This is a genomic window from Arthrobacter sp. 9E16, from assembly GCF_002929435.1.
Taxonomy (GTDB): domain Bacteria; phylum Actinomycetota; class Actinomycetes; order Actinomycetales; family Micrococcaceae; genus Arthrobacter_B; species Arthrobacter_B sunyaminii.
Genome location: NZ_PJIU01000003.1, coordinates 414986 through 434351 on the forward strand (window position 1 = coordinate 414986; position 19366 = coordinate 434351).

General features: G+C 67.5%; 13 protein-coding genes. 7 read left to right on the forward strand and 6 right to left on the reverse strand.

The annotated features are described in order from the left end of the window. Positions 1-33: 33 nt before the first annotated feature. Both CXR00_RS14260 and CXR00_RS14265 read right to left on the reverse strand, forming a co-directional pair. A complete protein-coding gene (locus tag CXR00_RS14260; protein WP_258060489.1) occupies positions 34-1878 on the reverse strand; it encodes a long-chain fatty acid--CoA ligase in 1845 nt (614 codons plus the stop codon). A 12-nt stretch (positions 1879-1890) separates the two neighbouring features. Continuing rightward, on the reverse strand, positions 1891-3528 hold the full coding sequence (locus CXR00_RS14265; protein WP_258060490.1) for a dolichyl-phosphate-mannose--protein mannosyltransferase: 1638 nt from the start codon (positions 3526-3528) through the stop codon (positions 1891-1893). A gap of 159 nt (positions 3529-3687) precedes the next feature. On the opposite strand from CXR00_RS14265, the gene rsmI reads away from it, so the two are divergent. Both rsmI and CXR00_RS14275 read left to right on the forward strand, forming a co-directional pair. Beyond that, a complete protein-coding gene (gene rsmI, locus CXR00_RS14270; RefSeq protein ID WP_258060144.1) occupies positions 3688-4512 on the forward strand; it encodes a 16S rRNA (cytidine(1402)-2'-O)-methyltransferase in 825 nt (274 codons plus the stop codon). A gap of 154 nt (positions 4513-4666) precedes the next feature. Then, the gene (locus tag CXR00_RS14275) at positions 4667-6148 is read left to right on the forward strand and encodes an NAD-dependent succinate-semialdehyde dehydrogenase (protein ID WP_104055204.1); all 1482 of its coding nucleotides are present in this window, start codon (positions 4667-4669) and stop codon (positions 6146-6148) included. 60 nt (positions 6149-6208) lie between these two features. Here CXR00_RS14275 and CXR00_RS14280 read toward each other — a convergent pair whose 3' ends face one another. The 3 genes from CXR00_RS14280 to CXR00_RS14290 are packed head-to-tail and all read right to left on the reverse strand — an operon-like array spanning position 6209 to position 11274. Then, positions 6209-8656, reverse strand: a complete 2448-nt coding sequence (locus CXR00_RS14280; protein ID WP_104055205.1) for a DUF3488 and transglutaminase-like domain-containing protein — start codon at positions 8654-8656, stop codon at positions 6209-6211. Beyond that, positions 8653-10140 carry a DUF58 domain-containing protein gene (locus CXR00_RS14285; RefSeq protein WP_104055206.1) on the reverse strand — a complete coding sequence of 496 codons (1488 nt, stop codon included), beginning with the start codon at positions 10138-10140 and terminating at the stop codon, positions 8653-8655. Before CXR00_RS14285 ends, CXR00_RS14280 begins: the two co-directional genes overlap by 4 nt. 57 nt (positions 10141-10197) lie before the next feature. After that, the gene (locus tag CXR00_RS14290) at positions 10198-11274 is read right to left on the reverse strand and encodes a MoxR family ATPase (protein ID WP_104055207.1); all 1077 of its coding nucleotides are present in this window, start codon (positions 11272-11274) and stop codon (positions 10198-10200) included. A gap of 137 nt (positions 11275-11411) precedes the next feature. Here CXR00_RS14290 and CXR00_RS14295 point away from each other — a divergent pair, with 137 nt between their 5' ends. Together CXR00_RS14295 and CXR00_RS14300 are read left to right on the forward strand one after the other, a co-directional pair. Beyond that, positions 11412-12314: a TatD family hydrolase gene (locus CXR00_RS14295; protein ID WP_104055208.1), complete on the forward strand. Its 903-nt coding sequence runs from the start codon at positions 11412-11414 to the stop codon at positions 12312-12314. Between the two features lie 371 nt (positions 12315-12685). After that, positions 12686-13798, forward strand: a complete 1113-nt coding sequence (locus tag CXR00_RS14300) for a resuscitation-promoting factor (RefSeq protein ID WP_181032357.1) — start codon at positions 12686-12688, stop codon at positions 13796-13798. Between the two features lie 92 nt (positions 13799-13890). Here CXR00_RS14300 and CXR00_RS14305 read toward each other — a convergent pair whose 3' ends face one another. Continuing rightward, positions 13891-15114: a helix-turn-helix transcriptional regulator gene (locus tag CXR00_RS14305; protein WP_146068514.1), complete on the reverse strand. Its 1224-nt coding sequence runs from the start codon at positions 15112-15114 to the stop codon at positions 13891-13893. A 246-nt stretch (positions 15115-15360) separates the two neighbouring features. On the opposite strand from CXR00_RS14305, the gene rsmA reads away from it, so the two are divergent. From rsmA to CXR00_RS14320, 3 genes are read left to right on the forward strand one after another with little or no spacing between them, the layout of a single operon-like run. Beyond that, positions 15361-16305 (forward strand): 16S rRNA (adenine(1518)-N(6)/adenine(1519)-N(6))-dimethyltransferase RsmA, encoded by a 945-nt coding sequence (rsmA, locus tag CXR00_RS14310; protein WP_104055211.1) that lies wholly within the window; start codon positions 15361-15363, stop codon positions 16303-16305. A gap of 58 nt (positions 16306-16363) precedes the next feature. Continuing rightward, positions 16364-17344: a 4-(cytidine 5'-diphospho)-2-C-methyl-D-erythritol kinase gene (locus CXR00_RS14315; protein WP_104055212.1), complete on the forward strand. Its 981-nt coding sequence runs from the start codon at positions 16364-16366 to the stop codon at positions 17342-17344. A 49-nt stretch (positions 17345-17393) separates the two neighbouring features. After that, positions 17394-19259, forward strand: a complete 1866-nt coding sequence (locus CXR00_RS14320) for an ABC-F family ATP-binding cassette domain-containing protein (RefSeq protein WP_104055213.1) — start codon at positions 17394-17396, stop codon at positions 19257-19259. Positions 19260-19366 lie beyond the last annotated feature (107 nt).

The following is a 19366-nucleotide window of genomic DNA, read 5'->3' on the forward strand; positions in this document are numbered from 1 at the left end:
GCGTGCAGCTTTTTTGGTGAGCGGCGTGCAGGCTTACTTCTGGTAAAGCTTCTCCACCTCGGCAGAGTAATCCGCAATCACGGCATTGCGCCGCAGTTTCAGGGTTGCCGTCAGGTGACCGGACTCAAGCGAGAAGTCCTGCGGCAAAACGGTGAACTTACGGATCTGCTCGGCCTGGGAAACCGTTGCGTTGGCCGCATCCACGGCTTCCTGCAGCGAGGCGCGGACCCGGGGGTCATCGGCAGCCGTAGCGGCAACCGCCGACACGCCGTTCTCGCGGCCCCAGGCCGCCAGCGCCTCGTCGTCCAGGGTCAGCAGCGCTGACACAAACGGCCGGCCTTCGCCCACCACGATTGCCTGTGACACCAAACGGTGCTCACGGATTTTCTCCTCCATCGGTCCGGGGGCAATATTCTTGCCGCCGGCGGTTACGAGGATGTCCTTTTTCCGGCCGGTGATGGTCAGGAAACCGTCGTCGTCCAGGGAACCCGTGTCCCCGGAATGGAACCATTCGCCGCTGAAGGCGGCAGCGTTGGCCTCGGGGTTGTTGTGGTAGCCCTTGAAGACGCCGGCCCCGGCGATCAGGACCTCGCCGTCGTCCGCAATCCGGATCCTGCTGCCCGGCAGCGCCAGGCCCACCGAACCGACCCGGGCCAGCGGGACGGTGTTCACGGTGGCCGGAGCCGTTGTTTCCGTCAGGCCGTAGCCCTCGAGGACCATGACCCCGGCGCCGCGGAAGAAGTGAGCCAGCTGCGGGCTCAGCGCGGACGCACCGCTGATGGCGTGGGTCAGCTTGCCGCCAAAGACGTTGCGGACCTTCGGGTAGAGGGTCTTGTCAAAGAACTTGTGGCGTGCCTTCAGGGCAAGGGAGGGTCCCTTGCCGCCGCGGGCTGCGGCATCCAGTGCGGTGGAATAGGCGACGGCGGTGTCCGCTGCGGCGGTGAACAGCTTGCCCTTGCCGGCGGCCTCCGCGGACTGCTGCGCTCCGGCATAGATCTTTTCGAAGATCCGGGGCACGGCGAGCAGGAAGGTCGGCTGGAAGGACTTCAGGTCGCCCATGAGGTCCGCGGCGCTGCCGGAGTGGCCTACGCGCACCCCGGCGGCAAGGCAGCCCACCTGCACGGCGCGTGCCAGTACATGGGCCAGCGGCAGGAACATCAGCGTGCTGACGTCCTTGTGCTTGAGCATTTCCGGCAGGAACTCCACAATGTTGACGCCGAACAGCGCAAAGTTGCCGTGCGTGATTTGGCAGCCCTTGGGACGGCCGGTGGTGCCGGAGGTGTAAACCATGGAGGCCACGGATTCCAGGTTTGCGGTGGTCCGGGCGGTTTCCAGCCGGTCATCGTCCACCGAAGCGCCCGCGGCGATGAGCTCCTCAAACGTTCCCTCGCCGCCGTCGGCCTTCATCTGCCACAGCGCAATGTCGAGGTCTCCCGAGGCCACTGCGGCGGATACCACCGCCGCTTTCCGCGCATCTTCGACGAAGACGTGTGCGGCGCCGGAATCCTGGATGATCCACTCCACCTGGGAGGGGGAGGACGTTTCGTAAATGGGCACCGTGACCGCGCCGGCAAACCACACAGCGAGGTCAACCAGGGTCCACTCGTAGCAGGTCTTGGACATGACGGCCACGCTGTCGCCGGGGCGCACACCGAGGCCGATCAGTCCCTTGGCCAGTTCGCTGACCTGCGTCAGGAATTCGTCGGCAGTGACGTTCTTCCAGCCGGTGCCGTTCTTCAGCGAAAACAGGGGGTGGTTGGGGGTCTTCGCATGGAGTCCCACCAGGATGTCGGTGATGTTCGACTTCTCGGGGAGATGGACCAGTAAATCAGTGGCGGATTCGCGCACCGTTGGCCTCTCTTTCTGTGCTGCGCACATGGGTAAATGAGACTAAATCCAGCTGGGCATCCACATACGCAGCCGCCAGTCAGAATACGGGATAGTTTCAGCCGTCCAGACCGGCAGGAAGAAAGCGGAGACCAGAACCGCGGCGAGAAGGAACACGGCCACCGCCAAACCGGCTGTCCTCCTGCGCGTCGGCGGATCAGTACTCCGGCCCAGGGCCAGGCCCAGCACGTAGGTCAGAGCCAGGATCAGGAACGGTTCAAAGGACACCGAATAGAAGAAGAACGTGGTGCGCTCCGGATAGGCGAACCAGGGCAGATAGCCTGCGGCAACTCCGGCCAGGATGGCGCCGGCGCGCCAGTCCCGGCGGCCGAGCCAGCAAAAGAGCAGGACCAGCAGGGACAGTGCAGCGGACCACCAGATCACCGGGTTGCCGACGGAGGAGATGGCCGTGGAGCAGCTGTCCGCGGTGCAGCCGCCGGCTCCCATGGTTGATGATTCGTAGAAAAAGGACGTGGGCCGGCCCATGAACAGCCAGGTCCAGGCACTGGATTCGTACGCATGTTCCGAGCTGAGATTGTTATGGAAGGCGTATGCGCTGCGGTGGTATTCCGCCAGCGACCGCAGCCAGTCCGGCAGCCAGCCCCACGTTTCGGAGGGGTTGTCCTGCGCCCAGTTGCGGTCGTAGGCATTCGCCGAGCGCAGCCAGCCCGTCCATGAGGCCAGATAGGTGAGGGCCGCCGCCGGGATGACGGTGAAGAATGCCGGCACGCCGTCCTTGAGCAGTCCCGCCGCTGGCCAGGCACGGATGCCGGCGGCGCGGCGCGCGTTGACATCCCACAGCACGGTCATCAGGCCAAAAACGGCGACAAAGGCCAGCGCAGACCACTTGGTGCCCACAGCCAACCCGAGGCAGACGCCGGCGGCCAGTCGCCAGGGCCGCCACAGCAGCCACGGACCGTACAGCAGGGCGGCTGCCGGGGGTGCACTGCCGCCGGCCGCCGCCGACAGCCGGCGGGCCAGGCGCCGCCGCCCGTCGTCGCGGTCCAGCAACAGGGCGCCGAAAGCCGCCACCACCCAGAACGTCAGGAAAACATCCAGCAGGGAGGTGCGGGACATCACCAAGTGGTGGCCGTCAACAGCCAGCAGCAGCCCCGCGATGCCGCCCAGCAACGGTGAGCGGAACAGCCGGACGGCAATGAGTCCCACCAGCAGCACGGTGAGCGTGCCGGTCAGCGCGGCGCCGAAACGCCAGCCAAAACTGTTGTCCGCACCGAAAAGCGCCATCCCGGCAGCGATCATCCATTTCCCCACGGGCGGATGCACCACGTATTCCGGGTCGGCGAGCAGCACGCCCGGGATGCCCGCGTTGAAGGACGCGTTCGCGTCTTCGGGCCACTGCCGTTCATAACCCGAGATCAGGTACGAATAAGCGTCTTTGACGTAATAGGTCTCGTCGAATACCAGCGAATGCGGTTCGTCCAGCCGGACAAAACGCAGCACCGCCCCGATCACCGTGGACACCAGGGGCAGGATCCAGCCCCAGACGCCCAGGGTGAAGGAGGTGCCCGGCGCCCAGCCCAGCAGCCGGTTCCGCAGCTGGGTACCGCTGTACGCGCGGCGGGGATCCTGCACCAGCGGTGCTGCTCCGGGGGCTGGGGTCTCGATCACGGTCGGGCTCACCCGCACCACTCTATAGGTGCCGGGGGCGTCCAATGTTCCCAACTCGCGTAGGGTTAGATGGTGAATTCCAGCAAGCAGACCACCGGCCCCGGCACCTCCCAAAACACGCAGAACGACGGCGGTTCGGCCGCCGCTGCCGCCCGCACCGGCGGCGGGCAGATTGTTTTGGCCGCCACTCCCATCGGCAATATGGGAGACGCCACGAACCGGCTCATCGGGCTGCTGGAGACCGCCGATGTCATCGCCGCGGAAGACACCCGCCGCCTGCACCGGCTGGTGTCCGCCCTGAAGATCACCACCAGCGGCCGGATCATCAGCTACCACGAGCACAACGAGGCCACCCGCACGGCGGACCTGCTGGAGATGGTGCGAGGCGGCGCCACCCTGCTGATGGTGACCGACGCCGGCATGCCCGCGGTCTCCGATCCGGGGTTCCGGCTGGTGGAGGCCGCAGCCCGCGAGGGCCTCACCGTCACCGCAGCTCCCGGTCCGTCCGCGGTCCTGACCGCCCTGGCGCTTTCCGGCCTGCCGACCGACCGGTTCTGTTTCGAAGGGTTCCTGCCCCGCAAGGCCGGCGAACGCAGTGCACGGCTGGCCGAGCTGGCAGGAGAACGGCGCACCATGGTGTTCTTTGAGGCGCCGCACCGTCTGGAACCGATGCTCCGCGCGCTGGACGCAGCGTTCGGTGGAGACCGGCGGGCCGCCGTCGCCCGCGAGCTGACCAAACTGCACGAGCAGGTGCTCCGTGCCCCGCTGCGTGAACTGCTGGAATGGGCTGAGGCCTCCGAGGTGCGCGGGGAGATCGCCGTCGTCGTCGCCGGAGCCGGCGAGGCTGCCCCCGAGCTGCCCGAAGACCACGTTGCGGCGGTCAACGGCCTGGTGGCCCAGGGCGCACGCCTGAAGGACGCCGTGGCCACCGTCGCGGAGGACGCCCGGATCAGCAAGCGGGAGCTGTACTCGGCGGTGCTGGCCGCCCGCGGCTAGGACTGCAGCCGTCCGGTCTTTGGCCAAGTGCACAGCGTCACGGTAACTCCATGGTGCACTTCCGCATTTACAGCCGCAACGGCACCCGCATACGGTGAACACAGATGACGGGTCTTCCGGCCCGGGCAACGACGTCGAATCTTGGAGGCATTCCATGGGTATTACTGCTGACCGCGAAGCCGAACTGCTGGCTCAGGTCCCCACCGGCCTGTTGATCAACGGCGAGTGGAGGGATGCCGAGGGCGGCAGGACCTTCGACGTCGAGGATCCGGCCACCGGGAAGGTGCTGCTGAGCATCGCCGACGCCAGTGCCGGGGACGGCGCCCTCGCCATGGACGCCGCCGCTGCCGCCCAGGACTCGTGGGCCAAAACCGCACCGCGGGAACGCGGGGAAATCCTGCGCCGCGCCTTTGAACTGGTAACCGAGCGGGCTGAGGACTTTGCCCTGCTGATGACCCTGGAAATGGGCAAGCCGCTGGCCGAAGCCCGGGGGGAGGTCACCTACGGCGCTGAGTTCCTGCGCTGGTTCTCCGAGGAAGCCGTCCGCATCTCGGGCCGCTACGGCACCTCCCCGGACGGCAAGTCCCGCCTGATGGTGAACAAGAAACCCGTGGGACCGTGCCTGCTGATCACCCCGTGGAACTTCCCGCTGGCCATGGCCACCCGCAAGATCGCCCCCGCCGTTGCCGCAGGCTGCACCATGGTGCTCAAGCCCGCCAAGCTCACCCCGCTGACCTCCCAGCTCTTTGCCGCGGTGATGATGGAGGCAGGGCTGCCGGCCGGCGTCCTCAACGTGGTCTCCACTACGTCCGCAGGCGACGTCACCGGCCCGATCATGAAGGACGAGCGGCTGCGCAAGGTCTCCTTCACCGGCTCCACCCCCGTGGGCCAGGGCCTGATCCGCGACGCCGCGGACCGGGTGCTGCGCACCTCCATGGAGCTCGGCGGCAACGCCCCGTTTGTGGTCTTCGAGGATGCTGACATGGACAAGGCCGTGGCCGGCGCCATGGCCGCCAAGCTGCGCAACATGGGCGAGGCCTGCACTGCAGCGAACCGCTTCATTGTGCACGAGTCCGTTGCCGACGAGTTCGCGGAGAAGTTCGCGGCGAAGGTGGGCGCCATGACCACTGCCCGCGGTACCGAGGACGAGTCCAAGATCGGCCCGCTGATTGATGCCAAGTCCCGCGACAAGGTCCACGCCCTGGTGTCGGACGCGGTCGACGGCGGCGCCTCCGCCGTAGTGGGCGGCGCACCGGTGGACGGCCCGGGTTATTTCTACCAGCCGACCGTGCTGAAGAACGTGGCTCCTGATGCGCGCATCCTGCGGGAAGAAATCTTCGGTCCGGTGGCCCCCATCGTCACCTTCTCCACTGAGGATGAAGCAGTGGCACTCGCCAACAACACGGAGTACGGCCTGGTGGCCTACGTCTTCACCGAGGACCTGAACCGCGGGCTGCGGATCGGGGAGAAGCTGGAAACCGGGATGCTCGGACTCAACGCGGGCGTGGTCTCCAACGCCGCCGCTCCCTTTGGCGGGGTAAAGCAGTCCGGGCTCGGCCGTGAAGGCGGCGCCGAGGGCATCGAAGAGTACCTGTACACGCAGTACATCGGCATCGCTGACCCCACCGCGGTCTAGCCCGGACGGTCCGGGCTCCCGGTCTCCCGTACCGTACTGCCGGTCAGTGCAGCCTGTCCGTCAGCGCTGGAACCGGGAGGCCAGCGAGGCCGGGAAGAAGCGGGCCCGCAGTTTTGCGCCCCAAGTGGCGGATTCCTGAAGCCCCTGCCGGACAGCGGTGACATCGGACCAGAGCCCTGCTCCGGGGTCCGGCGGCAGGTCTCGGGCTGCTCCGGACGCGCCCTGCGGCCGTGCAGCCGGTGCGGCATACACTTCGTGTTCATAAGCGGCCCGAAGCCGCTCCAGCGCTGCCGCGGAGTTGTCCGCCAGTCCGGCCTCGTGCGCCAGCCGCAGGGCGTAGGCGCGGGGAGATTCGGCCTTCTGCGGGACATGGCCGTAGTCCACTCCGGTGTCCGCCGCTTCTTCCCAGGCCAGGGTTGCGGGCCCGGTGAGGCTGTGCCCGTGCCCCGCCCCGCCGGCTCCGGAAGCACCCGCGCGGCCGCGTGCCGGTTGTCCGGGTCCGAGGAGGCGCCGGCGGATGCTGCGCCTGCGCCGGCGCAGCAGCCAGGGGCTCAGCAGTGCACCGGCGGCTGCCGCCAGGCCAAATCCAACTCCGGCGAACCTCCCGGCATGGGTCTCTTCCTGCTGCGGCGGGGCGGCAGCCTCAGGGGCGGCCTCACTGGTTGAGGTTTCGGGAAGGGGCTCGGGAAGCACCGGGTTTCCCGCCTCCAGGTCCCGCTCGTCGTCGCGGACCTGGGTGGGGTTCGAGCGGGGCTCCACCGCGTAGGCAGGCACTGATCCCCGGGACGGGGTCGGCTCAAACCGCACCCAGCCCAGCCCTTCGAAATACAGTTCCGGCCACGCGTGCGCATCGCGGGAATCCACTTCGAACTCCCGAAGCTCCTGGCCGTCGTTGCCCGGGAAGGAATTACCGGTGGACCGCCCCGGAGCGAAGCCCAGCGCCATGCGGCTGGGAATGCCGGCCTCTCTGGCCATGACGGCCATGGCAGCGGCGAAATGAGTGCAGTAGCCGGATTTTTCCTGCAGGAACCGGTCAAGGACATCGATACCGTTCCCGTCGTATCCGCCCTCAACCGGAGCATCGAGCGAATAGCTGAACGCCGGCCCGCGGAGGTAGGCCTGGATGGCCATGGCCTGTTCATAGGGTCCGGAGGTTCCCTCCGTGGCAGCCGCCGCGGCGTCCCGGATACTTGCGGGCAGGTCCTCGGGCAGCGAGGTGAAAACGGGATCCACGGCGTCTTTGGATGCCGGAGTCAGGCCCTGCAGGTCAGCCTGGGACAAGTTGGGCGCCAAGCTTTGGACCTCATAGTCCAACTTCCCGCGCTCCGTGTTGTCCCCGGAGATGACGGTCATGGTTTTGGGATCCCAGCTGAACGGTCCGAGGGCTCCGGACACGCGCTGGGGAGCGTAGGGGGCGAGCAGCCAGGGACTGACATAGGTCTCGGACCTGACCCGTGTGGTCACCACTGACATGGCGGGCGCCCGATCGTTCACCTCTGCCGGTGACATGTCCTGCAGGCCCCGCCGTCGGGTGTCCTCCCGAAGATCCGGTGCCCAGCGCCGGCCCGAGAAGTCCTCCAAAGTGGTCGATCGCAGATAGAGCGAAGTAGGAGAATCCGTGGCATACCGGATCCGGCCGGAGGCTGAGGGCTGGCGCAGGTCATTGCCCAGCGCCACCACCGGGTTGAGGCCGGATTGGCCGGTCCAGATGTTCAGTCGTGAGCCCTGCGGAAACGTGCCCTGGTTAAAGCCCGGAAGAGCTGCGGGCAGGCACAGGGCGAGGATCATGGCACCGGCGCCGATGCCGGCCGCCGTGCCCACCTGGCTGCGCGGCGGGCGCCGCATGGCGTCCCCCGGCCGGTGCGGCCGCTCCTGCCAGGCCCCGGTGGCCAGGATGAGCAGGTATCCGGCTGCGGCAAGGATGAAGGGGAGCGCGCCGATGCTCTCCGGCTTCAGGACGGCCGGCACGATCAGCAGGGACAGCAGCCCCAGGCCGCTGGCTGCAGGCATGCGCAGGGTAGTGGCCAGTGTGTCCACCAGCAGCGCAATCAGTCCGGTGCCCAAACAGGCAATGAAAACGATCCCGGAGTCGGCGAGCACCGGCGGAACCTGGTTCATGATGGTCGCTTGGGCTTCGGTGAGCAGCTGTCTGCCCCGCCCCAGCGTCGCCCCGGTGGGCAGCAGCCCGAGCAGCGCCGTCGAGGCGGCAAACAACCAGGTCAGGACGACGGCGAGCGCTGCCAGACCTGCCGCCGGCACCAGTGCGGTGGGAAACCGGAACCTGCGTGCCGCAGCCATGGCGGCGATCACCGCGGCCGTGGTGAGGGTCAGCGGCGGCAACCAGCTCCAGCCGTCCAGGACTCCGTGCAGACTGAGACTGCAGAGCAGGACGGCTGCGGCGCTTGCTCCGGCGGCGGTCCACTCCCACGGCGGTCTGATCTTGGCCCGCGGCGGCGGGGGAGGCCCGGCCGGGGCGTTGGCCGCGGGGCGGGACAGCACATCAGTCATGGGCGGTCCTCCCGACCGGGGGATGAAGTTACCGGCTGGGCGGCGGAAGCGAAGGCCGCCCAGCAGCGCGCGAGATCGGATTCGGGGGTAGCAGCAACGGCTTGCCAGCCGGCGGCGTGCAGGACGGCCAGTGCCGGCCCCGCCTCCTGGAGCCGGTCCGTGACCAGGACGGCGCAGGCCAGGGTGGCATAGTCTGCCGCCGGAGCCAGCCGGGCGGCGTCCTCGGCCGTGAGCCTGCCCAGAACCGCAACGAGGGGGCCGCGTCGGCGCTGGGCCAAAGTGTCCGCCAGCCCGGAACCGAAGGCGCGACGGTTTTCGGCCGGTGACGGGTCCGCCCCCTTTGGGCTGGCCGTGCCGGCGCTGTGGGCGCCGCGGACCGCGCGAATTCCCCGGAACCGGGCTGCAGGCACGGACCCGGGGACCGCCGCCTTGCCCGTGTCCGCCTGCCGTTCAAACGGCCGCGCCTCAAGTTCCAGCGCTGCCAGGCCCTCTGCGATGTCCTGCAGCCCTGCGGCGCCGCTGAAATCGCACTGCAGGGGATCGGGGGTGGAAGGGGAACGGCCGAGACCGGGCCGTGCGTACGCATCCAGCAGATGCAGCGAGTAGCCGTTGTCGAGCAGGAAGGCGGCAGCTGAAACGGATGCTGTGACCGCCCATTCAAAGGACTCGGAGGTGGACAGCCCGTTTCCGGCGGCGGGGTCCGTCCACAGCGGCGTTCCAAGGCCGCCCGCAAAGCAGGACTGCCGCGAATCGAGAAGCAGCGTGGCGCTGGGGGAGGTGACGGGTTCCTCCTGCCGGACCATCAGTTCGCCGTGACGGGCAGTCGCCGCCCAGTGGACCCGCCGCATAGGATCGCCCGCGCGGTATTCGCGGGTGGAGACGTCATCTTCGCTGGGGCTGCCGCGGCGGGGATTGGAAACGGATCCCTCCGTCCCCCGGGGGCCGCCCAGCGACGCGGCCGGCAGCTCCTGGGGTGCCGGGGACACCACCAGCGGATCTGTGGCACCGAGGGTGTGCAGCCTCCGGGAGAGGCCAAAAAGGTCGGTGAACTCCGCCGTCACCGGTCCGATCGGAAACATGCCGCGCCGGGCGGAGCGCAGCTGGTACTCGTAGGTGCTGGCGCCGTCGGCATCCGGAAAACGGGCCGGAAAACGGAACACCGGACTCTGTCCGAAGCGCAGCGGGAGGCCTTCGCGCATGGAGGCGCTCTGCCGGACCGGGCGGGGAGTGCGCAGCGAGAGCATCACCCGGGCGGGGACACCGGTCTCCACGGTGGCCGGGCTGAAGGTGCGTTCAACCAGGAACACCGGCTTGACCAGCCGCAGTGCCAGCGCCGAAAGCAGCGGCAGGGCGAGCAGGAACAGGCCCAGGATGAGTGCGTCCCGGCGGCCCATAATGTGGGCGGTCAGGAGGGCGGCGGCCCCGGCCGCGACAAGACCCCAGCCGCGCGCCGTCAGCAGCCGTGCTGCGCTTGCAAAGTCCATGGAGCCTTCCCGCTGGTGGTGTACCGGTGGTGCTGCCTCAGCCGTCCTGCCTCGGCCCTACCGCCTCAGGCGCTCGCCGGCGGGACTGCGCGGAACGGGAACGCGGGCGAGCAGGTGTGAGAGCAGGCCCGACGGCGTATCGCCGGAACTGGTGGCCTTGCGGTCCAGGATGATGCGGTGGGCCAGCACGGGATCAGCGAGGCGGGAAATGTCATCGGGCAGGACAAAGTCACGCCCCGCCAGCGCGGCGTGGGCCTTGGCGGCGCGCAGCAGCTGCAGCAGGGCGCGGGGACTGGCACCGAGGCGCAGATGGGGATGCTCCCGGGTCGCCTGGCCAATGGCAACCGTGTACTCCTTTACGGCGGAGGAGACAAAGATATCCCGCACCCGGGCCGTCATGGCCGCAATTTCACCGACGTCGACCACTGCCGAGACCGCGTCCAGCGGCGAGGTGGACTGGTGGCTTTCGAGCATCTCAATTTCGGACCGCGTGTCCGGATAACCCATGGAAATGCGGGCCATGAACCGGTCCCGCTGGGCTTCGGGCAGGGGATAGGTCCCTTCCATTTCGATCGGGTTCTGGGTGGCCACCACCATGAAGGGCTCGGCCAGCCGGTAGGTCCCGCCGTCGACGGTCACCTGCCGCTCCTCCATGCACTCCAGCAGCGCGGACTGGGTCTTCGCGGAAGCGCGGTTGATCTCGTCTCCGATCACGATGTTGGCGAAGATGGGGCCCTGGCGGAACTCGAACCGGTGGGCGTCCTGGTTGTAGATGGACACGCCGGTGACGTCGGACGGCAGCAGGTCCGGGGTGAACTGGATCCGCGTCACCGAACAGTCAATGGTCCGGGCGAGCGTCTTGGCCAGGAGCGTTTTTCCGACGCCGGGCACGTCCTCCAGCAGGACATGGCCCTGGGCCAGCAGCACGGTCAGGACCAGTGAGGCTGCTTCCTTCTTGCCGTCAATGACAGTATTGACTGCGGCGAGGATGCTGGACGCCGCGGTGTGAAATGCGTCGGCACTGTATCCCGCTCCTGCGGCTCGGTTCCATCCAGCCGTAGGCCCGGGAACCTCCGTTCCCGGTGAATCACCGGCAAAGGGAGCGGCGGCTGCAGCTGGAGTTCGAGCGTCCATGGATACCTTCCAAGCCTCGGGAAATCGCACTCCGTTGCCCTGGCTAGGGGATCCGGTGTGCGACGCTACAGGCCCTCCGCCGGTTCGGCAGCGGCCTCATGTGAATACAGGTTACAAGCTCACTTAGGGTTAAAGACATGTGCAATGACAGTGGTTATGTTCCGGGCGAAATCCCTGCGGCCTATCTGGACTTCGCGTCCGGCACCGGGAAACCTTATCCTCCCGGGCCGGAGCCCCTGCCGGTGCCCGTGATTGACAACCATACCCATTTGGACTTTGCCCCCGGCGGGGCCGGCACCGCGGAAGTGGGGGCGGCCATGGACGCTGCCGCCGCGGCGGGAGTCCGGGGTGCTGTTCAGGTAGGCACGGATCTGGAATCTTCGCGGTTCACTGTCCGGATCCTGGATGAGGAACCGCGGCTGCTGGGAGCGGTGGCCATTCACCCCAACGATGCCCCCGTACTGGCGGGGGAGGGGACCCTGGACGCGGCGCTCGAGGAAATTGAAGCACTGGCCGGCCATCCCCGGGTCCGGGGCATCGGCGAAACCGGACTGGATTACTTCCGCACCGGCCCGGACGGCGTTGAGCGGCAGCAGTATTCCTTCCGCCGGCACATCGACATCGCCAAGCGGTTGGGGCTGGCCCTGCAGATCCATGACCGCGACGCACACGCGGACGTTGTCCGTGTGCTGTTGGAAGAGGGGGCCCCGGAGAAGGTGGTCTTCCACTGCTTTTCCGGTGATGCGGATCTGGCCAGGACCTGCAATGAGCATGGCTGGAGCATGTCCTTTGCCGGCACCGTCACCTTTAAGAACGCGGGGAATCTCCGGGAGGCGCTCGCCGTGGCCGACCGGAGGCTGCTGCTCGTGGAAACCGATTCCCCCTTCCTGACGCCGCACCCCTTCCGCGGCCGGCCCAATGCCAGCTACATGGTGCCCTACACCGTCCGGTTCATGGCCGCAGAACTCGGAGCGGACCTGGCTGAACTGGGAACGCAGTTGGTGGAAAACACGGTCCGTACCTACGGTTCATGGGCCTAGCCCCGGTATGGAAGTTTCCACGTACGGCACAGGTATCACTTGGACCGGCCAAAACTTCGGTTTGCCCTCAGGTCACGGTTCGGTTACGGTGGGGACCTATTAGCCGGGGTCGGGGAAGGCGCCGGAACTGATATCGAACCACACACCGTCCTGTGAACAGGTGTGCGCACGCTTCAGTCGAAGCGCCGCGCCACATCTGTGCCTGGTTGCGGCAGAGGTTCCTTGCCTGCGCACAGAGTCGCCCCGTGAGACCCGGGGACATCGGCTGCCACGCGCCCTGATCCCCGTGCCCGGAAACTATGAACGTTTGGGATTCCGTGGCACATGCACTCGTGAGGCGTGGGGTAAAACTAACCGGGCAGGCCGTTGTTATGGTCGCCCTCATTCTGGGACTGGTGGCCTTTGTAGGCACCAACAAGTCAGTGGTACTAAGCGTCGACGGCCAGACCAGCGACGTCAAGACGTTCGGCGGCACAGTCGCTGAAGTTCTCCAAAAAGCAGATGTCCAGGTCACCGAGGCAGACCGGGTGAGCCCCGACCTGGCCAGCGAGGTCAGCGACGGAACCCGGATTGAAGTCTCCAAGGCAAAGTCCGTGGACGTAACCCTGGACGGCCAGGGCCACACAGTAAGCACCACCGGCCAGACCGTTGCGGATCTGGTGTCGGAACTTCGGGTAGCTTCCAACTCTGCAGTGTCCGCCTCCCTGGACACGGCCCTCTCCGGGCTTCAGGATCCGCTGTCGATCTCCACTCCGAAGACAGTCACCATGGTGATGGACGGCAAGTCCTACAACCGCCCCACCACAGCGGAGACGGTGGAGGAGCTGCTGGACGAAGCGGGCATTGAACTCGCGGCAACGGACCGCCTCTCGGCTCCTGAGTCCGCCGCACTGGTGGACGGCATGGCGTTGAAGATTACCCGCGTCACGGCCGGCGAAAAGGTCACAGTCACCGAAGCCCTGCCGTTTGAAACCGCTGAAGTGCCGGACCCCAACCTTTACGAGGGCGAAGAAAAGGTGACGGTCAAGGGAACGCCGGGCGAGAAGGCCGCAGTTTTCGCGATCAAACTCGTTGACGGCCGTGAGGTCAGCCGGACCCTGGTGAGTGAAACCGTCTCCGTGCAGCCGGTTGACGCGAAGATCGCCGTCGGTACCAAGAAGAAGGAAGCCCCGCCCGCACCGGCACCCGCGGCCGAGGCACCGGCCCCGGCTGCCTCTCCCGGCGGCGCCGCTCCCTCCGGCGGAACCTGGGCGGCTCTGGCCCAGTGTGAATCCGGCGGAGACTGGCACATCAACACCGGCAACGGTTATTCCGGCGGCCTGCAGTTCAGCGTCTCCAGCTGGCTTGGTGCCGGTGGCGGCCAGTACGCGCCCATCGCCGCCGGGGCCACCCCGGACCAGCAGATTGCCGTAGCAGAAAAGCTTCGCGCCAACGGCGGCTGGGGCCACTGGCCGTCCTGCGCCGCCAAGCTGGGCCTGCTCTAACCGGGCGGGAGTTCCCCCGCCTGTTGTGCCCGCCCGGGCTAAGGGCTAAGGGCACAGAGCGCTGCCAGTTCCCCGAGGACCGGAACCTGTTATCAGGTTCCGGTCCTCGCGGTTAACCCGACAGGGGCTCCGGCCCGCGCCTGGCTCGCCAACCGGGCTGCATGGTCTGCCCGGTCCAGGGCTCCGGCGTTGAAAAAGGCCTTCGCGCTGTCCTCCAGCATTTGCACCGCAGTGCTCAATTCTCCGAGGGCAGCCCGGCTCAAGCCCAGGTGCAGGGCCACCTCGGCGGCACCCTGGGGGGAGAGCGCCGCCCGCCGGGCGTACACATCGGTAAGGATCTGCACGGCGGATTGATGGTTGCCGGAGAGCTGATGCCACCGGCCCCTGCTGTGCAGGTTCTCCAGAAGGTCTTCCTCGGTGCCGCCCAGCACTGAGAGGGCAGTCTCGGCATGGTCCATGAGCCGGCTGGTAGCGGCGTCGTGCAGTCCCTCGGCAAGACGCATGGCTGCCGAAGAGCGGTTAAATGCAGCCCAGGCTTCCAGATCCGTGTCGGGATTGAGGAGGAAACCGGCTCTGGCATGGTAACGGAGGCCGGCGGCTGTATCGCCCCGGCGGAACGCGACGTTGCCTACCGCCCAAAATCCCTTTCCCGCCGTCTGGGCATCCGACGCTGCTTCCAGCAGCGGAAGCAGCAATGCCTGGCAGTGGCCCCACGCTTCCTCCTGCAGACCGCTTTCGGAAAGGGCAGCGATGAGTGCCTGATATACCTCGATGAGCTGATCAGCGTTCAGCCGCAGCAGCACGCCAATGTCCAGTGCGCGTCTGGCATGGCTGACAGCCTCGGGCAGCCGTCCGGCTCCCTGGCAGGCGGTTGCCAGCAAGGCCTCAGCCTGCGGGCGCAGCGGTTGCCCCTCCGCTGCCAGGGGGTGTTGTGCCAGCCGTTCCGCCTCTGCGATGCAGGCCGGATAGTCGTGCAGCCGGCGCAGGCACGCAGCCGCCATAAAGGACAGTTCCCACCATCCGGTAGGGTCCTGCTCCACCAGCGCCGCATCCGCCGCCAGCTGGGACAACCTTCGTGCGGCCTGGTAATTCCGCTCATCCCACGCCTGTGCTGCAGAGAACTCCAGGAAGAGGCGGCTGTCCCCGCCTGCCCTCGGGCGCGGATAGCCCGGCACCGCGGTCAACCGTTCCGCCAGAAACCGGATGGCCCCGCCGGACGGCTCCCGCCGGCCCTTTTCAAGCATCGACACATCGCGTGCCAGGAACACGTCGCCGCTCAACTCTTCCTGGGTCAGCAGGCGTTCCGTGCGCGCCAATTGAAGTCGGTTTCCGAAGGTTTTGCCCATATGTCATTACCGCCGTTCCGGGGCTGGGGGACACTGGAAGAGTGCCTCGGCTGGAATGCTACCGACCGATTTTTGGCGGGGGCAGGGTGGTGCCCCATTCTGGAAGGAAACACGATGAAGAGGAATGAATTCCGCCTGCGGGCAGGCGCCGCGGTGGGTAACTGGCCTGACTAGCGCCCCATCGGTAGGGACACGGTGCTCGGCTAGTATTGCTAGGTGACTGAATCCGCCTCCGCTTCCCGTCCTCCGGTCAAACCGCTGCTGGGTGCCACTGACATCCGCGCCCTGGCCGACGAGCTGGGCGTGCGCCCCACCAAGACCCTGGGCCAGAACTTCGTCATTGACGGCAACACCATCCGGCGCATCGTCGCCGCCGCCGGCGTCGGACCGGAAGAAACCGTGCTGGAGGTGGGGCCCGGCCTGGGATCCCTCACGCTGGGACTGCTGGACGCAGCGAAGGCCGTGGTCGCCGTCGAAATCGATCCTGTGCTTGCCGGACGGCTGCCCGCAACGGTGAAGGCATGGCGGCCCGAGAAGGCGGACCAGCTGCACGTGGTCCTCGGCGATGCCATGCGGATTACCGAGCTTCCCGTTGAGCCCACGGCACTGGTGGCCAATCTTCCGTACAACGTGGCCGTTCCCGTGGTGCTGCATCTGCTGGAGCGCTTCCCGTCCCTGCAGCACGGCCTGGTCATGGTTCAGGACGAAGTTGCGGACCGGCTGGCTGCGGTCCCCGGATCCAAGGTTTACGGCGTGCCGTCTGTGAAGGCCGCCTGGTACACCACCATGCGCAAGGCCGGCGTGATCGGCATGAACGTGTTCTGGCCCGCGCCCAAGATCGCTTCCGGGCTGGTGGGCTTCACCCGCCACGATCCGCTGCCCACCACTGCCACCCGCGAAGAGGTCTTCGCCGTGATCGACGCCGCCTTTGCCCAGCGCCGCAAGACGCTGCGCGCTGCTCTGTCCGGTTGGGCAGGGAGCCCGGCCCAGGCCGAAAACGCGCTTGTTGCGGCCGGGGTGGACCCGCGCGCCCGGGGCGAAGTCATCGACATCCATGCCTTTGCCCGGATTGCGGAGGCCAAGGGTGCGCAGGCGCCGGCGAACGCCGGGGATCCGTCCGGACCGGAGACCGAAGCACTGCCCGACGGCGAAGCGTCCTAACGCTGGCTCCGGCGGGCGCATTAACGGCGCGGCCCGCCCTTCCTCTAAGTTGGAAGATATGAGCGCAGCGAAGTTTTCACCCGCACAGCCCCCCACGGCAGCCCCGGCGTCCGTGTGCGTCCGCGCCCCCGGGAAGATCAATGTATCCCTGCGCGTCGGCCCGCTCCGGCCCGACGGCTACCACAGCGTCGCCAGCGTGTATCTGGCCGTTTCGCTGTTCGAAGAGGTCCGGGCCACGGTTACCGAGGGACCCGGAATCACCGTCACCGTGGACAGCGACGGTGCCCTGCAGGTCCCCGTGAAGGACATTCCCCTCGGGCCGGATAACCTCGCGGTCCGCGCGGCCCAGGCACTGGCGGCCTTCGCGGAGAACCCCACCGGGGTGCACCTGCACATCACCAAGCGGGTGCCGGTTGCCGGCGGCATGGGCGGAGGCTCAGCCGATGCCGCGGCGGCGCTGGTCGCCTGTGACGCCCTGTGGAACACGCATCTTTCCCGCGAAGAGCTGGCCGGCATCGCTGCCGGGCTCGGCGCTGACGTTCCCTTTTCGCTGCTCGGCGGCACCGCCGTCGGCCTGGGAGTGGGGGACCGGCTGACCCCGGCCATATCCAAGACGCCCCTGCACTGGGTGCTCGTCGCCTCCGACTTCGGGCTGTCCACCCCGGGCGTCTACGGTGCCCTGGATTCCCTCCGTGAGGAGGGCCAGCTGCAGGCCCAGGAACCGGAGGAAGTTGACCCGGCAATCCTTGCCGCCATGCGCTCCGGGAATGCTCAGGACCTGGCATCCGTTATGTCCAATGACCTGCAGGCGGCCGCGCTGCGGCTGGCGCCGGGCCTGGCGGACGTCCTGAGCGCCGGCGAGCGGCTGGGCGCACTGGCCGGCATGGTTTCCGGCTCCGGGCCCACCGTGGCCTTTTTGGCCCAGAACGCGCCCGCGGCTGCGGAGCTTGCGGCGGCCCTGCGCGCCGCCGGCCACCGCGCCCTCGCCGTCGAGGGGCCGGTTTCCGGCGCCCGGCTGGCCTCCGCCGTCGCCGGCTAGCTTTTTTATCTTTTCCAACATTTCCAACCCCGGAAGAAAGTAGTACCGATTGGCACACCTGCTTGGTGCTGAGAACCTCAGCATTTCCTTTGGCACCCGCACCATCTTGGACGGGGTTTCCCTGGGCCTGGAGGAGGGGGACCGGATTGGCGTTGTCGGGCGCAACGGTGACGGCAAGTCCACCCTGATGCGCCTGCTGGCCGAGCGGCAGACGCCCGACGACGGCCGCGTCACCCGCCGCCGCGACGTCACCGTGGGTTACCTGGACCAGTCCGACGTGCTCGACGGCGACCTCACCGTTGGCCAGGCCATCGTGGGTGACGCCGCTGATTACGAGTGGGCCTCCAACGCCCGCATCCGCGACGTCATGAGCGGACTGATCCAGGAAGTGGACTGGAACGCCTCCGTTTCCTCCCTCTCCGGCGGACAGAAACGCCGCGTGGCCCTCGCCAAGCTCCTGACCGGGGACGACGACGTCGTCATGCTGGACGAGCCCACCAACCACCTGGATGTGGAAGGCGTGGCGTGGCTGGCCCAGCACCTGAAGAACCGCTGGCGCGCCGATGCCGGCGGCCTGCTGGTGGTCACCCACGACCGGTGGTTCCTGGACGAAATCTGCACGCGTACCTGGGAAGTCCACGACGCCGTCATCGACCCGTTCGACGGCGGTTACGCCGCCTACGTGCTGGCCCGCGCTGAGCGTGACCGCATGGCCAACGTGGTGGAGGGCAAGCGCCAGCAGCTGGTCAAGAAGGAACTGGCCTGGCTGCGCCGCGGCGCGCCGGCCCGCACCGCCAAGCCCAAGTTCCGCATCGAGGCGGCCAACAACCTCATTGCCGATGTGCCCGAACCCCGCGACACCCTCTCACTGAACAAGATGGCCACCGCCCGCCTGGGCAAGGACGTCCTGGACCTTGAGGAAGTGTCCCTGACCCTGGGCGACACCGAACTGTTCAAGAACGTCACCCTGCGCCTGGCCCCGGGGGAGCGGCTCGGCCTGGTGGGCGTCAACGGCGCCGGCAAGACCACGCTGCTGCGCCTGCTCAACGGCGAAATCGAGCCGACGAAGGGCCGGCTGAAGCGCGGCACCACCGTGCAGACCGCCGTGCTGACCCAGGAGGTCAAGGAACTCGACGAGGTGGCGGACATGCGCGTCATCGAGGTCATCGAAAACGAGAAGCGGGTCTTCAGCGTGGGCGGCCGGGAACTTTCCGCCGGCCAGCTCGTGGAGCAGCTGGGCTTCAACGCACAGCGCCAGTGGACCCCGGTGAAGGAACTGTCCGGCGGTGAGCGGCGCCGGCTGCAGCTGCTGCGCCTGCTCGTGGGCGAACCCAACGTGCTGATGCTCGATGAGCCCACCAATGACCTGGACACCGACACCCTGGCTGCCGTCGAGGACGTCCTGGACGGCTGGCCCGGCACGCTCGTGGTGGTCTCGCACGACCGGTACCTGCTTGAGCGCGTCACCGACCACCAGATGGCACTGCTGGGCGACGGCAAGCTGCGCGGACTGCCCGGCGGCGTGGACCAGTACCTTGAGCTGCGCAACGCGGCTCTGGTGGCGAACTCTTCGGCGTCGACGGCGGCCCGCGGATCCTCGCAGGCGGCGCGTGCCGCAGCGGCCGGGTCCACCCGGCCCGGTTCCGGCGGCGGGGTGGCGACGGCGGTGGCCTCCGGCTCTTCCGAAGCCGAGAAGCGGATCGCCAAGAAGGACCTGACCCGGATCGACCGGCAGATGACCAAGCTGAAGCAGCAGGTGGAAAAGGTCAACGCGCAGATGACGGCCGCCACGGAGAAATCCGGCGGAGCGGACTTTGAGCAGCTGGCCGAGCTGAACAAGAAGCTGCAGTCACTGGCAACGGACCAGGAGGACCTGGAAATGCAGTGGCTCGAGGCGTCGGAGAAGCTCGAGTAGCCTTCGGGGCGAAAAAGGGCGAAAAAGGGCGAAAAAGGCAACCGTTTTGGGAATTTACTGCCGGGGCGTACCGGCAGTAAATTCCCAAAACGGAGGGGAATGCCCCA

Bases quoted from the DNA above. Each gene is read 5' to 3' on its own strand.
- CXR00_RS14290 (WP_104055207.1), bottom strand. From the start codon at position 11,274: ATGGACGCTCGAACTCCAGCTGCAGCCGCCGCTCCCTTTGCCGGTGAT.
- CXR00_RS14315 (WP_104055212.1), top strand. From the start codon at position 16,364: ATGAGCGCAGCGAAGTTTTCACCCGCACAGCCCCCCACGGCAGCCCCG.
- CXR00_RS14295 (WP_104055208.1), top strand. From the start codon at position 11,412: ATGTGCAATGACAGTGGTTATGTTCCGGGCGAAATCCCTGCGGCCTAT.
- CXR00_RS14300 (WP_181032357.1), top strand. From the start codon at position 12,686: ATGGTCGCCCTCATTCTGGGACTGGTGGCCTTTGTAGGCACCAACAAG.
- CXR00_RS14275 (WP_104055204.1), top strand. From the start codon at position 4,667: ATGGGTATTACTGCTGACCGCGAAGCCGAACTGCTGGCTCAGGTCCCC.
- CXR00_RS14280 (WP_104055205.1), bottom strand. From the start codon at position 8,656: ATGACTGATGTGCTGTCCCGCCCCGCGGCCAACGCCCCGGCCGGGCCT.
- CXR00_RS14285 (WP_104055206.1), bottom strand. From the start codon at position 10,140: ATGGACTTTGCAAGCGCAGCACGGCTGCTGACGGCGCGCGGCTGGGGT.
- CXR00_RS14260 (WP_258060489.1), bottom strand. From the start codon at position 1,878: ATGTGCGCAGCACAGAAAGAGAGGCCAACGGTGCGCGAATCCGCCACT.